We start from the raw sequence: 16,310 nt of genomic DNA, 5'->3' as shown, positions 1-16,310 counted from the left end.
AATGAAAGCGGCGGTTTTTATTTTTAGGCAGTATTTTTTAAAGGCTTACTTTCTAATTAAGTAATTGGCGACTGCTTTATAGGCAGGTAGCGAAGTTGGGTCGACTTTACCATTACTGGCTTCAGGGTATGAGGAAAAGCGAACGATGACCATATCGGCTGCTGGATCCACATAGATCGTTTGACCGTGGACGCCGCGCGCTGCATAAATAGGCGTGGGGTTATTAAACAGCCACCACATACTTTTATATAGTTGAAATACTTTAAAGTCGCTACAGTGCTACTGGGATAAATTTTTCGAAGCCTCTGGAGTGCAAAGCGCACAGCAAGCGAGAAAAATTGATACCAGTAGTACAGGACTATTGATGTATCGATTTTACTTTTCATTGACTATAGCTGCCATCATTAAGCTGTTTATAGCCTGCTTTTGCACATGCACCTTTATCACCGCCAGCTTCGATATTATCGACTACCGCTGTTGGGAATAAGCGCTCACCATTCATCTTGCCTTTATTGAGCATCAAGCTGCCAATATGTGCCATATCATGCAAACCTGCACTGATGCCGCCGCCAGCAAACGGCGTACCCTTGGCATCGACCGTCATAATTAATAGCGTTTAATGGCTTGGTCTTTGCCAATGATCTCTTGATGAATTGGGAATTGATCATAACTGTCGTAATGTTGACGGTCTGCAAAATAGCTTTTTAGGGTACGGCGTACCGCCTCAAACGCAAGCTTATCCCAAGGAATGTCTTCTTCTGTGAATAACGCACAATCAAGACTTTCAGAGCCGATGCCATAAGCACCGTCTTTTAGTTCGGTGATATAGATGCTATAAATTTGACCAATATCTGGAATGTCATACAAGCAATATAAATGTGGATTGATCACGACCGCGTCAGCCTCTTCAAAGCTCTCACGCGCGGCGCCTTCGGCCATGGTTTCGCCGTTTTCCATGAAGCCTGCAGGCAAAGTCCATAAGCCATACTGCGGCTCGATTGCCCGTCGACAGAGTAGTACCCGATGTTTATGGACGACCAGTGAACCACAAATTATCTTTGGGTTTTCATAATGAATATAATGACAGTTTGGGCATACCAAACGCGGTATATTATCCGTAGCTGGTATTTTGCGTTCTGCTTCACAACCGCATTGTAGACAATAGCGCATATCGACTGCCTTATATAATAAAATGAGAGAGATAAGGTTAATTTAAGGACATATAACTTTAAGATTTATAATGATGGTTGTATGAGATAGTAGGGATATCGAATATCAGATGATTATCTGACAATCGCTCTTTATATTAAGATAACACAAATCTTCCTCATACTGGCAATGATAATAACAGCGTATTTTGTGAATTGAATCACTGTTGATTCCCTTGTGTGCTGATAGGTTAGATAAAGCATGTCAGTCACATAAAAGGTATGCAGTGATAGCGAGATTGCGCTAGGCTAAAGTCATTGAGCAAGGATAAGGTTTTTATCGGCACGCTTACCAACAGAGCGGGTAGTGTCTGCTACGACCAATGTTGTTGTAAATCAGTGCCACCCCGATTCCCAGTAATGCCAATACAGCAGTGGCAAATGTCCCGCCAGTCCAAGCAATGGCAATGATGACTAATAGCAATATTTGCGGGAAATCATCAGTTTTGCCCTGCATTTTATGTAATGAAAAAATCTTATCCACGAGCATTTCCTAAATAATATATGAATGACACCCTTGATCCATGAGGACCAATTGCAGTCATACAATGATAAAAGACCATGTCTGTCTGACGGTTGTCGAAACCTGCTTGTTGCAATTATTCAATATTTTGATGGCTAAAACTGATAAAAATACAGGGCAATTATAATGCTAAATCCCTCACAGTCCGTACGTTTTGATGAAATGACAGTCGCTGTACCAGATTTTATACGTTATCCCACGATCAGAAGGTTGGCTGAACGAGTGCAGTACGAGACTTTAAAGGCTATTGTGAGTCCTGCACTTTATGACTCTCACGACCATTCGCGCAGTACCCGTATTCTAAATAGTCTTTATCAAACCCCAATTGCCGATGCCTCTATCTTGGTCGCTATTACTCATGAACGCCATCCTAAGCTGCTGCTGACTCGCCGCGCTGCTCATATGAACAGTCATGCGGGTGAGGTATCCTGTGCTGGTGGCAAACATGAAGTAGGTGATGGTAACAATGTCGTTACTGCCCTACGCGAGGCTTGCGAAGAAACTGCGCTACCGCCTAATAAAGTTCAGCTGCTTGGTCAACTGCCTATCCAAACCTCTAAAAGTGGTATGAGTGTGCGTCCTATTGTGGCGCTTATTGCGCCAGATCTGCTTTTGGTACCAGAGCTTGGGGAGATATCACGCATTTTTTGGGCAGATTTTGAGACGCTATTAACTCAGCCGACCGTCGAATATTCTATTGAATATACGTTACAAGATCAGACAGCGACGCTACTCACGCCAAGTTGGCAAGTGGATGGTGAGACGGTATGGGGTCTGACAGGACGAGTCATTGCCAGCTTATTGGAAACAGGCTTTGATCGGCAGCTTGAGTGGTATTACCGTATACAGGACACACGGCTGTAGAGATGGTAAAGGTGAATAAGAACCACGATGAAACACATCTTTTGTAAGATGATTATCATATAGTTAAAATACCTTAAAAACGCTACGATACTGCTAGTATAAATTTTTGTATCAGAGTGTTTTATTTATAATAATCATCATTTTTCTTTAACCACCAGTTCATATTGTCTTGGCGTTTAGCACGAAATGCTTCTAGCTTGTTGGCGACTCTACTATTGTGGTGACGGGCAATATCGAGCGCAAATAGAATCGGCACGGAAGACAATACGCCAAAGCGTATTTTTGATTTTGGCAGGTTTAGCCCATCACCAATATCATCACCAACCAAGGTACGGGTCACGCTGGCATTGACCATCTCAATAAAACGCCCACGGCGATTGTCCTCACCCATCAGCTGACGTGGCAAATCGTGCAGGGCTTTTGCCAGTGGTCGTCCCATTTTAAAATCAAGCTGCTGAATCGACAAATAGGTATAGAGCCATTCCCAACAAGCGGCTTCATCTTTTGGCAGTCGCTGCAAATCAACGCCCATCCAGTAACTGGCAAGATTCCATAAATGCAAAATGCCTTCTGCTTCCTCAGTGCTAATACGGGCGCCAAGCAATCTTAAGCCGCGCATAATCAACAGTGAAAACTGCAAATGAGTAGCAATCATATCGGTTTGGTTGATAGGAATACCCCAATATGCCGTATTCCAGCTGCCATCTGGGTTGTGATGTTGGTTGGCATCTGGTATGACGCTTTTAGCAGCATTTGCTTTACCTCTAAGCAGGTTTTGCCGCACCAAGGTATGAATTTGACGTACTTTAATGGATTGCTGCCAACCTTCAGAGCCGATAGCCAAGACTCGTTCAATATTAGGTTTGCTATGCTCTGAATCTAAATGCAACTGAGGGTGCTCAGAGACTGCCAAGATATAGGCGTAGGTACGCATCAATCTTGGTAAAGCGTCGTGCATCAGTGCGCCAGTCTGAATCAGTGGTAGCGATAAGGCAGGGATACTATAGCCTGCCATGAGGGCTACATTACGCAACAACCAAATCAGCATCAGTGGATAACGGCGATAGGCAACCGCGCCGATTTGGGCCAGCTTAGGGTCAAACCAATCAGGATGGCGACTAAATTGTTCAGTTAATGCGTTGAATGAGGAATTATTCTTGAGGTTAGCGTTCGCTTTCTTATCAATAATAAAATGCTGTAAGGGCTTGGCAAAACGAATGCCATCAGAGGCTAGATCATCTGCTATTGGATCGCCAATATCGTAGCCTGCAACTATTTCCTCTAATAAATCCTGCGAGATAACAAAGTCTTGTGGCAGTAGATAACGCTTAATGCGTTTTAATACTTGCAGATCACTATGGTCATCAATAGCAGTGGTGCGTCCATGACGCTGATAAGAAGAAACAGGCGCTTGATGACAGCCTGCACCTTGCCGAGCACTGGTGGCACTTGTTTTAGCGATTTTTTTAGAGATGTCGATGGAATCCATATTTATGAGCAACTCTGTAGCAACTGCTCTTTATTAAGTTGATTGAGCTACTTTGGGATAAAGTAGCTCAATCGTACCTTAAGAATGGCGCGTTAGGTCTACAGAGGTTACATTAACCTCATCTTTTAAAGTGGCTTTGAGCATCATATAACCTGCGATACCAGAGACGATTGAACCCATAATGATACCCAAACGCTCATCAAATAATGGCGTCTCACCGGCAAATGCAAGCCCACCGATAAACAAACTCATGGTAAAGCCCACACCACATAACAATGCTGCGCCGTAGATTTGCTTAAAGTTCATGCCTTTTGGCATAGTAGAAATGCCCAGTTTAAAAATTAACCAGCACATAAACATAATGCCTATTTGCTTACCAATAAATAAACCAGCGGCAATACCAAGCGGCACAGAATGAAACAGCTCACCAAACCCTGCGCCCTTAAGTGAAATGCCCGCATTGGCAAAAGCAAATAATGGCAAAATACCAAACGCCACGGTCGTATGTAGATCATGCTCTAGCTCTTCAAGCGGGGAATGCTCAGGATCAGTGCGGTCAAACATAGGGATAAAAAGTGCCAAGACTACGCCAGCTAACGTTGCATGGATACCAGATTTGAGTACGGCAACCCACATGATAACGCCAATTAGCAAATAAGGAGTTATGCTAGTAACGTTACGGCGATTAAGCAGATATAAAAACGGCAGGCATAAGCCTGCGATAGCCAGTGAACCAAGCGATAAATCATTGGTATAAAATAAAGCAATGATAATAATCGCGCCGATATCATCAAAGATAGCAATCGAGACTAAGAATACTTTTAATGAATTGGGTACGCGATTACCAAGTAAACTCAAAATACCAAGAGCAAAGGCGATATCGGTTGCGGCAGGAATCGCCCAACCTCGCCAAAACTCAGGTTCATTATAGTTAAAAAACAGATAGACGATGGCTGGCATGATCATGCCGCCAAGAGCCGCCCCTGCTGGCAAGATAATTTGCTTTATATTGGACAGCTCTCCGATTAACACTTCACGCTTAAGCTCAAGTCCTACTAAAAAGAAGAACACTGCCATCAAGCCATCGTTAATCCAATGATGCGCATCTTTAGCGATTGAGAAGCTGCCAATTTGAATAGCGACAGGTGCATGAATAAAGGATTCGTACCACGTATTTAGAGAAGTATTAGCAATAATCATTGCTGCGATAGCTGCCAGCGCTAGGACGATACCGCCTGAAGCCTCGAGATTAAAAAACGCTCTGATTTTATGTATTGCCATATTGTCCTCATTAACTAAATAAAACGTGTGAAAGTATTCAAAAACTCAAGTATTTTTGTATATCTGTAATGGCTCTGCCTTAAGTGCGTGACCACCTATGGGGACGAATCTTTGTTAGCACTGATGTTTATAATACCAGTGTAATAGATGCATATCCCTAGTTTCTCATATTCTTATTCATATAAACAAATGAAATAGGTTACCGGTTTTACCTTTTAACTTAAAAGCTTAATGACGAAAAAAGCTGTTTTTAAAGTATAGTCAGGGAAAAGTAATATCGATACATCAAGTACTGCTGATATTAATTTTTCTTGCTTGCTGTGCCTACGCAGACAGAGGCTGCAAAAAATTTATACCAGCAGCACTGTAGCGTTTTTGAGATATTTTAACTATACCTTGTGCGATAAATCTAGCAGACTTTGCTAGGGTAATGGCTTTTTTCGCAGTTTTATCTTTATAATAAGCCGCTTTACATAATGGTTAGCACCGGATTTGACTCCCATATCATAAATTTTGCAGGTCAGTGTCATGGACGTATCCCTTTCTATTGAAGTTATTTTAATGTTGACTGCTGTGGCCACGCTAGCAGGTTTTATCGATGCTATTGCTGGTGGCGGTGGTTTGTTGACCATTCCTGCCATGCTACTTGCCAATATTCCGCCTGTATTGACATTGGGTACCAACAAACTACAAGCAGCATCAGGGGCACTAGCAGCGTCTATCACCATGATTAGAAAGGGTGTGGTCAAACCCAAGAATATTAAAGCAGCGATTATTGCAGCTTTTATTGGCTCTATCTTCGGCTCTATCGCGGTGCAGTTATCGCCACCTGACTTGTTAGAAAAACTGATTCCGTTTTTGATTGCAGCCATTGGTATCTATACTTTGTTTGCCCCCAAACTTGGTGAAGTGGAAGCTGCCCCTCGTATCTCAGAAGGTGCTTGGCAAAAAATTGCCGCCCCTTTAATTGGTTTTTATGACGGCTATATGGGACCTGGGACAGGTATGTTTTTTGCGCTTGGCAATGTGGCGTTACGTGGTCGAAAAATTATCGAAGCAACTGGTACGGCAAAGGTACTGAATTTATCGACCAATATTGGCTCATTAATCTTCTTTATATTGGGCGGTAATGTATTGTGGACAGTAGGGCTAGCAATGATGGTAGGGCAAACTATAGGAGCGTATTTTGGCTCGCATATGGTAGTAAAAGGTGGCAGTAGACTCATTCGTCCCATGATTGTATTGGTTTGTCTTGTGATGGTGACCAAATATGTACTTGGTTAGTGGAGAGTAGGTTGATCAAGAAGAATGCAACTCTTGGTCTACAAACGTAATTGCTGCATAAAAAAACCTCAGACCAATCGGCTGAGGTTTTTATGACTTATTTATAGGCAATCACTGATCACAATTAGCCGCGCTTAACATCATCATATTCACTGCCCATCACACCATCGTGAAAGACTGCTGATAGTTCACGCTCGCTGTCTGCGTCGATATGACCATCAGACATCTCTTTTGCACCCGCATTAGGATCGTTATAAATTGCTAAATCCATCTCACCTTCTGACTTTGCAACGATGACTGTAACTGCCACATCGCCACTGACGTTCACTGCGGTACGTAGCATATCAAGAATACGGTCAACCCCTAAAATCAGACCAATACCTTCAATCGGTAGACCGACTTGGGCAAATACCATGGATAACATAATCAGACCTACGCCCGGCACGCCTGCTGTACCTATAGAGGCAAGCACTGACATCAAGATAACGGTCAGGTAGCCGGTAACGCCTAATTGAACACCATACAGATTGGCGATAAAGATGGTCGCCGTACCTTGCATGATTGCCGTGCCATCCATGTTGATCGTCGCGCCAAAAGGGATGGTGAATGAAGCAACTGAGTTATTAACACCCATGCGCTTGGTGACCGTACGCAAGGTAATCGGAATCGTTGCATTCGAGCTTGAAGTACTAAAAGCAAAAATCTGTACTTCACGCATTTTTGCCAAAAAAGTCTTAACAGATAGCCCTGAAGTCAGCTTGAGTATCACCATCATCGTGACGAAAAAGTGAAAGAAGAGTGCACCAACCAATACAGCGACATAACCCAGTAGTGACCAAATAAGATCTAATCCAAGCTCAGCCATTGCTTTGGTCAACAGTGCAAATACACCATACGGCGCTAGATTCATAATGATGGTCACCATTTTTAAGATGACTTCATTGATAAGCTCTAAGCTTTGTACCAAACCTTTGGCGGGCTTACCCACCATTAAAATACTAATACCAATCAACATCGCAAAAAAGATAATCGATAGCATATCGCCATTTGCCATCGCGCTGATGGGGTTAGAGGGGATAATATTGGAGAAAACGTCAATAAGGGGCGGCGCTGACTCGGCTTCGAAGACCGTTTCGGTTTCGATTTGCATGCCTTTACCAATCCCAAATAGTGAACCAAGCCCGATAGCAGTAGTAATCGCTAGTGCTGTGGTCACCATATAGATAAAGAAGGTTTTGCCACCAATACGTCCTAATAGACGAACATCCCCGATACCGCAGACGCCGCAGATCAGTGAAATCAAGACCAACGGTACGACGAGCATTTTTAACGAGTTCACAAACAGCTTACCGACAATGGCAAGAAAACCATTGGTGACATAATTATTAATGAAGCTGCCTTCCGTGTTCAAGCCAGAGTAGTTTATAACTAGACCCAGTATAATACCGAGCACCATGGCAACAATGATTTTGCCGGTCAAACCCATATTTTTCCACATAAACGCTATCCTTGGTGTCCGTTACGCACAACAATAGACACAATAGCGCGCTCAATATGAGTGCAAGATTGTTGTCATGACTGTTGCTGTGACGTCTATAAATATATGAACTGATCATTAAGTCAGATTTTGGGGGGACAATATAAAAGAATAGTTAGGGATACTGCAAGATGTTTTTATGACTTAAATGACGTGACATTACAATATTAGTATGTTCGAGTTTTTCATCTGTCAAAAATTCATATAAATTTGGCTGAATGAAACGTTGTTGAAGGAGTATAAAAAAATAATATGAGCGGTAAAATAAAAAAGCGAGATGGCTCTGATAAGAACATCTCGCTTACTTCAATCAATATAGATAAATGCCGATAGGTAGATCAATCCTAGTTAGACATTGTCGTTTTCGTCACGGCGCAAACCATCTTTCCATGTAGGGTCACTGGTTTCTGTTTGCTGCTGGTGATTGTTTTGCTCCGTACTTGTGCTAGCAAATTTATCTTTGTTTAATCTATGGTTATAACTCATACGTTCATTTAGATGCGATGCTGCATCACGGTGACGCGAGCCAAGGGCTTCTATTTCAGGATATGAATCCTGAAAATCAGTTTGTGCATTAATTTCCTTGGCGGTATCTTGTTCATTGACCATTTTTATATCACCATCACTCTCGTAACCATGATCAGGGTTATTATCTCCTGTTGGTTGGTTATTTTCTGGCATTGAATCAACTGATGCGATATTCTCAGAGGTTTGCTGCAGATTATCAGGGTTTAATGGCTGATTTAACTGAGCATTGTTTTTTAACTGAGCATTACTTTTTAGTTCAGCATAGTCAGTTAGTCTATGTACAGCGTTCTCTAAACTGTGTGGGTTAGCACGTTCTTGCACTTTTGATAAATGCTTATCAAATGTATCGGTCAATAAGGAATCATAGCGTATCGAATTATAGGTTATTAACTGTTCGGCTTCTTCTTCAGTAATGTCGCCATTTTGACTGGCATAGACCACATGATCTTCAAAAGTTAAACCTTCAAAACTGTCTTTATGTTCTGCTTTTTTAAATTTCTGCCATAAGGGTTCGACTTGGAGGAGTATTTGATAAGCATGCTCCATACGACCCGTGACATCATCCGGCTCAGTATTATAATAAACCATGGTTTTAAGATAGTCGCGGAAGGGATTTGCTTCAAAATCATCCATAAACGTATCACCCAGTTGGCGTTTTAATTCATCACTCACTGGGGCAAAGATACGACCACTGGGAAAAGTCACAAAGCTCACTAATTTGGCTGCAAACTGATTTGGAAAATTGGCAAATAAAGATAGGAATGCTTCTTGGATAGTATAAAGGCTATTTTTTAACGCCACTTCAGCATGCAAGCGCTCAGCGACTGATTTGCTGCCATATTCATAAAACTGCAAAATAGCTGTACAGATAAATAGATGAGAGTGGATGTCTGCTAAGCGCCCAGATAGCATCTCTTTGCGTTTTAAATCACCAGCCAATAACCCTAAAGACATGTCAGCAGTTAAAGCAAAGCCTGCGCTTAAGCGGTTAATGTCTTTGTAATAGGGACGGGTAAAGTTATCCGCAAAATTTGGCGCATCATTGCTGCCACCAACATAGCCTGCAACGAACGCTTTGGCACCGCGATTAAAGGTATAGCCCAAATGCTTAAAAAATAAATTGTCGAACTGCTTGAGCGCGCCTTCTTTATCTTCGCTTTGTAGTAGTTGCAGCTCATCGAATAGATAAGGGTGACAGCGCATCGCCCCTTGACCAAAAATCATCAATGAGCGCGTCAATATATTGGCGCCCTCAACAGTGATTGATACTGGGATCGCTTGATAAGGAATGGCTAAAAAGTTGCGCGGTCCCATTTGTACTGCGCGACCTCCAACGACATCCATACCATCATTAATCACTGAACGCATGGTCTCAGTGGCATAGTATTTTGCCATTGCCGTCATCACTGATGGCGTACCACCTTGGTTTAGACCACAAGTCACCAGATGCCTAAACGCTTCTAACATATAAGTATTACTGGCAATGCGGCTGGTGGCATCTTGCACGCCTTCAAATTTGCCGACGGAAATTTTAAATTGCTCACGAACCTTTGCAAAGGCACCAACCGACAAATAGCTCATTTCACTGGCTGAAGTTGAGAGGGCAGGTAATGAGATCCCGCGACCAACGCCCAAGCATTCCATCAGCATACGCCAACCGCGACCCGCATTTTCGATCCCGCCGATAATATAATCTAGCGGTATAAAAACATCTTGACCATCGACTGTCCCATTCATAAATGGCGAACCGATCGGATTGTGACGTGGACCGATAATGACCCCTTTATGCTTAGCGGGCACCAGCGCACAAGTAATACCGTAATCGGTTTTTTCAGGATTACCTAGCAGACCTTCTGGATCATGCATTTTAAATGCCAAACCTACTACTGTTGCGATAGGGGCTAAAGTAATCCAGCGCTTAGAGAAATTCATGCGTAGCCCCAGCACTTGCTTGCCTTCATGCATGCCATAACAAACCACGCCAGTATCCGGAATCGCACCTGCATCAGAGCCAGCTTCTGGACCTGTCAGGCCAAAGCACGGAACTTCTTCACCTTTGGCAAGACCCGGTAGCCAGCGCTGCTTTTGCTCATCAGTACCGTAATGCATCAGTAGCTCACCAGGACCAAGCGAGTTCGGTACCATACAAGTGACTGCGGCAGTCGGCGAACGCGATGCAATTTTGCTCATCACGCGACTTTGGGCATACGAGCTAAATTCTAATCCACCGTATTCTTTGGGAATAATTAAACCCAAAAAGCCATTGGCTTTGATAAATCGCCACGCTTCTGGTGACAGCTCTTTATCTTCATGATGAATTTGCCACTCATCAAGCATTGCACAGAGCACTTCTACTTCATTATCTATAAAGCTTTGCTCTTCTTCTGACAATTCTGGATAGGGGTATTTTGCAAACGTATCCCAATCAGGCGCGCCCATAAATAACTCTTTTTCCCACCAGCTAGTACCAGCATCAAGTGCTTCACGCTCGGTGTCACTCATGCTTGGCATGGCACCGCCCAAGGCTTTATAAGCAGGCTTGGTGATCATGCTTTGACGAATAGGGGTGATCAGTAACAGCAAGCAAAGTAGCGCAATGGGTAGACCTAGGATAAGTGACCATGGACTGATCAAAGCAGTAACGAGGACAGTGATTAAAGCAATAATGCTGCCTGTGACACGCGATAATGACAACAAAAAGATGGCTAAGACCATGGCTAATTGAATGATAACTGCCAAAATAAATAAGCCAATGGCCATAACTGCCTCCTTTGCAACGCTTAATAAAAAAGCGCCAAAATATAAGTAAATAAGAAAGTTTGAAATAACTATGATTGTTGTTTTATATTTCAAGCTTCCTTTTCTATAGTGAAAAATAGTTTTAGTTTTTTGACATTAGTGATTTCAAATAGAGCTAATATAGAATAAAAACTCTCCCAAAAATAAAGTTAACTACCAATATGGAACAGTTGTTTATAACTATCAAGAGCGAAAACGCTACGCTGTGTCGATAATATGTATCAAGATTTGTCTATATAATCAAATGCGAGTCATTAAACATTACCTAAAAGGCGGTAAACTGTTTTCAGCATAAGATAAAGTCTCATTGCGCCCAACAATGACATGGTCAATCAAAGATAAATCTATGAGGTCACAAGCTTTTTTGAGCTCATAGGTTAACAAGTTATCCGCTGTCGATGGCTTAGCATCGGTATGTGGATGGTTGTGAGCAATAATGAGCTGGCTTGCGACATGACTTAACGCATGACGCAGCACATGCTTGATACAAACGGAGCAAGAAGAGATACCGCCTGTAAACAATATCTCAAAATTGATTAGATTCAAGGCATTGTCCAAACATAGCACAGCGAACACTTCCCGTGGCTCACCGCGCAGCTGAGTGCTGATATAGTCTTTGACCATTTGAGATCGCTCAAGTCCTTGCCCCGTTTTAAGCTGACTGTCCAAATAGCGTCTGCCCATCTCAAGTGAGGCGAGTATCTGCGCGTATTTGGCAGGACCGATGCCATGACAAGCAAGGACAGTTTCTTGTGGGGCGGCTAACAACTCTGCTAGGCCGCCAAATTGCTCGATCAGATGGCGAGCCAGCTCAATAGCTGACTGCGACTGCGTACCTGTGCGCAGAAATATCGCCAATATCTCAGCGTCAGATAAGCGCGCTGCGCCAAATTTTAATAGCTTCTCACGCGGTCTGTCATCTTCATGCCAATCTTTAATCGCCATTGCTACTCCTTGAATTGTCATTGCCACGAGATAAATTCAGAAAACTTTCCCTAACTTATCGCATAATTGCTACTATAAGCGCAATTTTATCTTTCATTTTTTTGTTGATGCTCTCCTTATGTCAAATATTCTGCTTGCTATCACCGGCGGTATTGCCGCTTATAAATCTGCTGTGTTTGCTCGTCTATTAATCAAGGCAGGCTTTGAGGTTCGCGTTATTATGACCTCGGGTGCTCAAGCTTTTATCACACCGCTGACCTTACAGGCTTTGACTGGCAATGAGGTGCATATCTCGTTACTCGATGAAAAAGCAGAAGCAGGTATGGGTCATATTGAGCTTGCCAAGTGGGCAGACCTTGTGGTTATCGCACCGGCATCTGCCAATACATTGGCGCGCCTTGCAATGGGTATGGCTGATGATTTATTGACCACTGTATGCTTGGCAACGACGGCACCTGTTATTCTTGCGCCAGCGATGAATCAGCAAATGTGGGCGCATCCAGCGGTGAATCTGAATGTGCAAACCTTGCGTGATATGAATTATCAAATCATTGCGCCTGCTAGTGGTGAGCAAGCTTGTGGCGATGTGGGTGCAGGACGCTTACCTGAGCCTGAACAGTTATTAGAAGAGATACTGCTGTTTCAAGCAATGCAGACGACGCCTCAGTTATTGGCAGGTAAAAGAGTGGTGATTACCGCAGGACCGACCGTTGAAGCAATAGATCCGGTACGTTACTTGTCTAATCACTCTACTGGCAAAATGGGTTTTGCTTTGGCGCGTGCCTGTGTTGCGGCCGGTGCAGACGTTATCTTGATTGCTGGGGGCAAAATCGCTTTGCCAACACCGCTCAATGTCACACGCATTGATGTATTGTCAGCTAAAGAGATGTTGACGGTCGCGCAGCAGTGTGTGACAGGCACGCATAGTGCACTACAATATATGGTTGAAGATGAACATGATCATTCTCACGATCATAGCCACGAACATACGCATGCTCATCTTCATGGCGATTGTGATTGCGATGATGAGAATACTGATGCTATCGATGACAATAGCGTGAAAATGGCTGATATTTTTATCGCCACCGCTGCGGTCGCTGACTATCGAACGGAAGAGGCGGCACCGCAAAAAATAAAAAAAACCCAAGACGCAATGACGCTAAGCTTGGTCAAAAATCCTGACATTTTAGCGACGATTTCGCTTGCTCATCCTGAGTTGTTTGTCGTTGGATTTGCAGCAGAAACTCAAGATGTTGAACGTTATGCTCGTGGTAAGCTGCTTTCTAAAGATTTAGATTTGATTGCTTGTAATGATGTCTCACGTGCTGATATTGGCTTTGCCAGTGATGACAATGCAATGCAAGTATTTTTCTCAACACATTATGAGCACGATAGCATCATACTTGATAAAGCGAGTAAGGATAAAATTGCTGAGCAGCTAACGACGATTATTGGTGAGGCGATTTGGCAACGTTACGGGGTTTAGTAATATTTAGTGCTACTCAATGCTGCTCATTACAGTACGTATTGTAGTGACGATTAGTACGATTACTTGTTACATAAGCATAATACATATCAAAGAAGATATGAAGTCTTGACTGGTAGGGCTAATATGATAGATGGCGATAGTACTCAAATGTTATTGCTCATTGCGATTTTTGCTCTCGCATCCTTACTACACGGCATTAGTGGCCTAGGTATCACCTTGGTAACTACTACCGCGCTTGCCAGTATGTATCCTTTACCACATGCTATTGTATTAGTCATTTTTCCATCGTTATTACTCAATGCGATGACTTGGCTAGCAGGTGGTGGTCGCACGATTTGGCAAAATTTTATTTATTATGGCAGGCGCTATTGGTTACTGGCATTGACCAGCTTGCTCGGTAGTATTTTAGGCGCGAAGCTCTTACTATGGGTCGATAGCGCATATATTTTATTATTATTGGCAGCCGTTATTGGTTTTTATGTCATAAGCAGCTTGCTTGGTAAGCAACTTCGTCTACCCGCTACCAAGCCTGTGTTAATCATCGTTGGCTTTAGTGCAGGCGTGATTGGCGGCGCGACCAATGCTATGTCGACCATATTGATGATGTATTTATTGTCTGCAAGCAACGATAAGCATACTATCGCTAAAGTCGGCAATATGTGCTATTTTTTGGGTAAAATTGCTCAAATCATTGTATTACGCGAGCCAATCATGGCACTAAGCAGTGGTGAATGGCAACTGATTGCTTTACTTAGTGTCATGTCAATCACCGCGCTCTTAGCCGGCATCCGCTTGCGACGTTATCTACCACAAGCACGCTTTCGTCAGCTTATCTTAGTGATCCTCACAGTACTTGGTATACGTATTGGCTGGCAAGGGATTATGTCGTTTATGGCTTAGCAGAAGCGAGAATAGAGTTGGTGCTAAATTTTAGTCAGTCGCCTCATCGAAGAACATCTGTTGCGCCAGTCGAAAGGTATTGCAATGTGCTTCAACCACATCATTAATATCCTCTGAATAACCGCCGCCCATGACGATAGCGATTGGAATATTGGCAGTTTTGGCTTGGCGTAAGACGTATTCATCACGCGCCTTGCAGCCCTCTATGGTGAGTCCAAGTTTGCCCAATTTGTCCGTCGCTAGCACATCAACCGCCGACTGATAAAAAATCATATCTGGCGCAAATTCGCTTATTAAGCGCGGTAATGTATTTTCTAATATCTGTAAATATTGCGCATCATCGGTATCGTTATCTAGCTCAATATCTAAGTCTGATACTTGTTTGCGAAACGGATAGTTCTTTGCACCATGCATACTAAAGATAAAAACACGTGGCTCATCTGCCATGATACTGGCATTACCATTGCCTTGATGGACGTCTAAATCAACGACCAATATCCTTTGTGCTTGTCCGCGATTTAATAGTAAATTGCTCGCGACACAGACATCATTAAAGACACAAAACCCCTCACCATGATCGGCAAAGGCATGATGGGTACCGCCCGCGACATTCATTGCGACGCCGTATTGCTGTGCAAAAAGCGCGCATTCATAAGTCGCGTGAGCAATATAGCGCCCACGCTCTACTAACTCAGGTGTCATCTCAAAGCCGATTGCTCGCGCTTCTTTTCTTGGTAGCGTTTGGGTCTTAAGTTGATACCAATAGTCAGCAGTATGCGTCGTTAAGATTTCATCTTCGCTTAAGTATGTGGGCGCAAAAAAGTTATTCGCACTAATAGTCTTTTCCGCTAATAAGCGCTCAGGAATCATGGTGTATTTTTGCATCGGAAAACGATGTTTTTCAGGTACTGAATAACGAAAAATATCAGAGTATGCAATTTTTAACATAGTATTTTTAATATCGTATTGAAGGCTTTCTGAGTAGAGGGTTGTCTAACATAATAAGTTTGAGCCGATGGTTTCACTGGGAAAAAATCCAGTCTCACTGTACAAACTGAGTGGGCAAAAAGAAGGTTCTTGAGTCTGCTTGTTGACGTAGCTGCAAAAGCAGATCGGGTAATTCTTCAGCAGGGTATTGGTTATTGAGCAAATCACTGAATATCTCATGAGCGACTGTGGTCATGGCAATGATACTTTGCAATAAATGCTCAAGGATATCGTCGTCAAGACCGACTGCTTCAACATCAATAGCGTTTTTATAGCGTATCTCACTCTCTGATCCATCCATCTCTAATCAGCATTTGGCAAATTCTTAGATAATTTGATCTTCTCAATAACAGAGCGCACAGTGGATGTGGTTAGCAGCTGCTTCATTTTTTGCCATAAGCTGAGTTTATTACGTTGACTCATAAATAGTCTGCTAACCAACAAATGAATAATAGGGATTAATAAGAAATACGGAT

General features: G+C 42.9%; 15 protein-coding genes. 4 read left to right on the top strand and 11 right to left on the bottom strand.

Annotated features, from left to right (window positions below; translation table 11 throughout):
- Window positions 1-45: 45 nt before the first annotated feature.
- The 4 genes from AC0J5Y_RS10605 to AC0J5Y_RS10590 all read right to left on the bottom strand — a co-directional run bounded on the left by AC0J5Y_RS10605 (window position 46) and on the right by AC0J5Y_RS10590 (window position 1,692).
- Entirely contained in the window at window positions 46-240 is a 195-nt protein-coding gene (locus tag AC0J5Y_RS10605) for a hypothetical protein (protein ID WP_475130649.1), read from the bottom strand.
- A 142-nt stretch (window positions 241-382) separates the two neighbouring features.
- Window positions 383-604, bottom strand: coding sequence for a hypothetical protein (locus tag AC0J5Y_RS10600; protein WP_475130648.1), 222 nt, complete (start codon window positions 602-604; stop codon window positions 383-385).
- A 2-nt stretch (window positions 605-606) separates the two neighbouring features.
- On the bottom strand, window positions 607-1,170 hold the full coding sequence (locus AC0J5Y_RS10595; protein WP_011514442.1) for an NUDIX hydrolase: 564 nt from the start codon (window positions 1,168-1,170) through the stop codon (window positions 607-609).
- A 327-nt stretch (window positions 1,171-1,497) separates the two neighbouring features.
- Window positions 1,498-1,692 carry a hypothetical protein gene (locus AC0J5Y_RS10590; RefSeq protein ID WP_475130647.1) on the bottom strand — a complete coding sequence of 65 codons (195 nt, stop codon included), beginning with the start codon at window positions 1,690-1,692 and terminating at the stop codon, window positions 1,498-1,500.
- 165 nt (window positions 1,693-1,857) lie between these two features.
- On the opposite strand from AC0J5Y_RS10590, the gene AC0J5Y_RS10585 reads away from it, so the two are divergent.
- A complete protein-coding gene (locus tag AC0J5Y_RS10585) occupies window positions 1,858-2,595 on the top strand; it encodes an NUDIX hydrolase (RefSeq protein WP_475130646.1) in 738 nt (245 codons plus the stop codon).
- Between the two features lie 121 nt (window positions 2,596-2,716).
- Here the strand turns inward: AC0J5Y_RS10585 and AC0J5Y_RS10580 are convergent, their stop codons facing one another.
- Window positions 2,717-4,084: an oxygenase MpaB family protein gene (locus tag AC0J5Y_RS10580; protein WP_475130645.1), complete on the bottom strand. Its 1,368-nt coding sequence runs from the start codon at window positions 4,082-4,084 to the stop codon at window positions 2,717-2,719.
- 78 nt (window positions 4,085-4,162) lie between these two features.
- Window positions 4,163-5,365, bottom strand: a complete 1,203-nt coding sequence (gene nhaA, locus AC0J5Y_RS10575; RefSeq protein ID WP_475130644.1) for a Na+/H+ antiporter NhaA — start codon at window positions 5,363-5,365, stop codon at window positions 4,163-4,165.
- A 528-nt stretch (window positions 5,366-5,893) separates the two neighbouring features.
- On the opposite strand from nhaA, the gene AC0J5Y_RS10570 reads away from it, so the two are divergent.
- A complete protein-coding gene (locus AC0J5Y_RS10570) occupies window positions 5,894-6,649 on the top strand; it encodes a TSUP family transporter (RefSeq protein ID WP_475130643.1) in 756 nt (251 codons plus the stop codon).
- A 124-nt stretch (window positions 6,650-6,773) separates the two neighbouring features.
- Here AC0J5Y_RS10570 and AC0J5Y_RS10565 read toward each other — a convergent pair whose 3' ends face one another.
- The 3 genes from AC0J5Y_RS10565 to radC all read right to left on the bottom strand — a co-directional run bounded on the left by AC0J5Y_RS10565 (window position 6,774) and on the right by radC (window position 12,458).
- Window positions 6,774-8,147 carry a dicarboxylate/amino acid:cation symporter gene (locus AC0J5Y_RS10565; protein WP_475130642.1) on the bottom strand — a complete coding sequence of 458 codons (1,374 nt, stop codon included), beginning with the start codon at window positions 8,145-8,147 and terminating at the stop codon, window positions 6,774-6,776.
- A 387-nt stretch (window positions 8,148-8,534) separates the two neighbouring features.
- Window positions 8,535-11,474, bottom strand: coding sequence for an acyl-CoA dehydrogenase (locus AC0J5Y_RS10560; protein WP_475130641.1), 2,940 nt, complete (start codon window positions 11,472-11,474; stop codon window positions 8,535-8,537).
- 300 nt (window positions 11,475-11,774) lie between these two features.
- The gene (radC, locus tag AC0J5Y_RS10555) at window positions 11,775-12,458 is read right to left on the bottom strand and encodes a RadC family protein (RefSeq protein WP_475130640.1); all 684 of its coding nucleotides are present in this window, start codon (window positions 12,456-12,458) and stop codon (window positions 11,775-11,777) included.
- 118 nt (window positions 12,459-12,576) lie between these two features.
- Here radC and coaBC point away from each other — a divergent pair, with 118 nt between their 5' ends.
- Window positions 12,577-13,944 (top strand): bifunctional phosphopantothenoylcysteine decarboxylase/phosphopantothenate--cysteine ligase CoaBC, encoded by a 1,368-nt coding sequence (gene coaBC, locus AC0J5Y_RS10550; RefSeq protein WP_475130639.1) that lies wholly within the window; start codon window positions 12,577-12,579, stop codon window positions 13,942-13,944.
- 126 nt (window positions 13,945-14,070) lie between these two features.
- A complete protein-coding gene (locus AC0J5Y_RS10545; protein ID WP_475130638.1) occupies window positions 14,071-14,847 on the top strand; it encodes a sulfite exporter TauE/SafE family protein in 777 nt (258 codons plus the stop codon).
- Between the two features lie 30 nt (window positions 14,848-14,877).
- Here AC0J5Y_RS10545 and AC0J5Y_RS10540 read toward each other — a convergent pair whose 3' ends face one another.
- On the bottom strand, window positions 14,878-15,795 hold the full coding sequence (locus AC0J5Y_RS10540) for a histone deacetylase family protein (RefSeq protein WP_475130637.1): 918 nt from the start codon (window positions 15,793-15,795) through the stop codon (window positions 14,878-14,880).
- A 94-nt stretch (window positions 15,796-15,889) separates the two neighbouring features.
- On the bottom strand, window positions 15,890-16,135 hold the full coding sequence (locus AC0J5Y_RS10535; protein WP_475130636.1) for a hypothetical protein: 246 nt from the start codon (window positions 16,133-16,135) through the stop codon (window positions 15,890-15,892).
- Window positions 16,136-16,310: the final 175 nt, after the last annotated feature.

The organism is Psychrobacter sp. TS_SC_6, assembly GCF_056156305.1.
This window is presented reverse-complemented; position numbering and strand designations above follow the sequence as displayed.

Coding starts and splice junctions, on each gene's coding strand:
- AC0J5Y_RS10600 (WP_475130648.1), bottom strand. CDS start 604: ATGACGGTCGATGCCAAGGGTACGCCGTTTGCTGGCGGCGGCATCAGT.
- AC0J5Y_RS10545 (WP_475130638.1), top strand. CDS start 14,071: ATGATAGATGGCGATAGTACTCAAATGTTATTGCTCATTGCGATTTTT.
- AC0J5Y_RS10580 (WP_475130645.1), bottom strand. CDS start 4,084: ATGGATTCCATCGACATCTCTAAAAAAATCGCTAAAACAAGTGCCACC.
- AC0J5Y_RS10535 (WP_475130636.1), bottom strand. CDS start 16,135: ATGGATGGATCAGAGAGTGAGATACGCTATAAAAACGCTATTGATGTT.
- AC0J5Y_RS10570 (WP_475130643.1), top strand. CDS start 5,894: ATGGACGTATCCCTTTCTATTGAAGTTATTTTAATGTTGACTGCTGTG.
- AC0J5Y_RS10595 (WP_011514442.1), bottom strand. CDS start 1,170: ATGCGCTATTGTCTACAATGCGGTTGTGAAGCAGAACGCAAAATACCA.
- AC0J5Y_RS10560 (WP_475130641.1), bottom strand. CDS start 11,474: ATGGCCATTGGCTTATTTATTTTGGCAGTTATCATTCAATTAGCCATG.
- AC0J5Y_RS10605 (WP_475130649.1), bottom strand. CDS start 240: ATGTGGTGGCTGTTTAATAACCCCACGCCTATTTATGCAGCGCGCGGC.
- nhaA (WP_475130644.1), bottom strand. CDS start 5,365: ATGGCAATACATAAAATCAGAGCGTTTTTTAATCTCGAGGCTTCAGGC.
- coaBC (WP_475130639.1), top strand. CDS start 12,577: ATGTCAAATATTCTGCTTGCTATCACCGGCGGTATTGCCGCTTATAAA.
- AC0J5Y_RS10585 (WP_475130646.1), top strand. CDS start 1,858: ATGCTAAATCCCTCACAGTCCGTACGTTTTGATGAAATGACAGTCGCT.
- radC (WP_475130640.1), bottom strand. CDS start 12,458: ATGGCGATTAAAGATTGGCATGAAGATGACAGACCGCGTGAGAAGCTA.
- AC0J5Y_RS10540 (WP_475130637.1), bottom strand. CDS start 15,795: ATGTTAAAAATTGCATACTCTGATATTTTTCGTTATTCAGTACCTGAA.
- AC0J5Y_RS10565 (WP_475130642.1), bottom strand. CDS start 8,147: ATGTGGAAAAATATGGGTTTGACCGGCAAAATCATTGTTGCCATGGTG.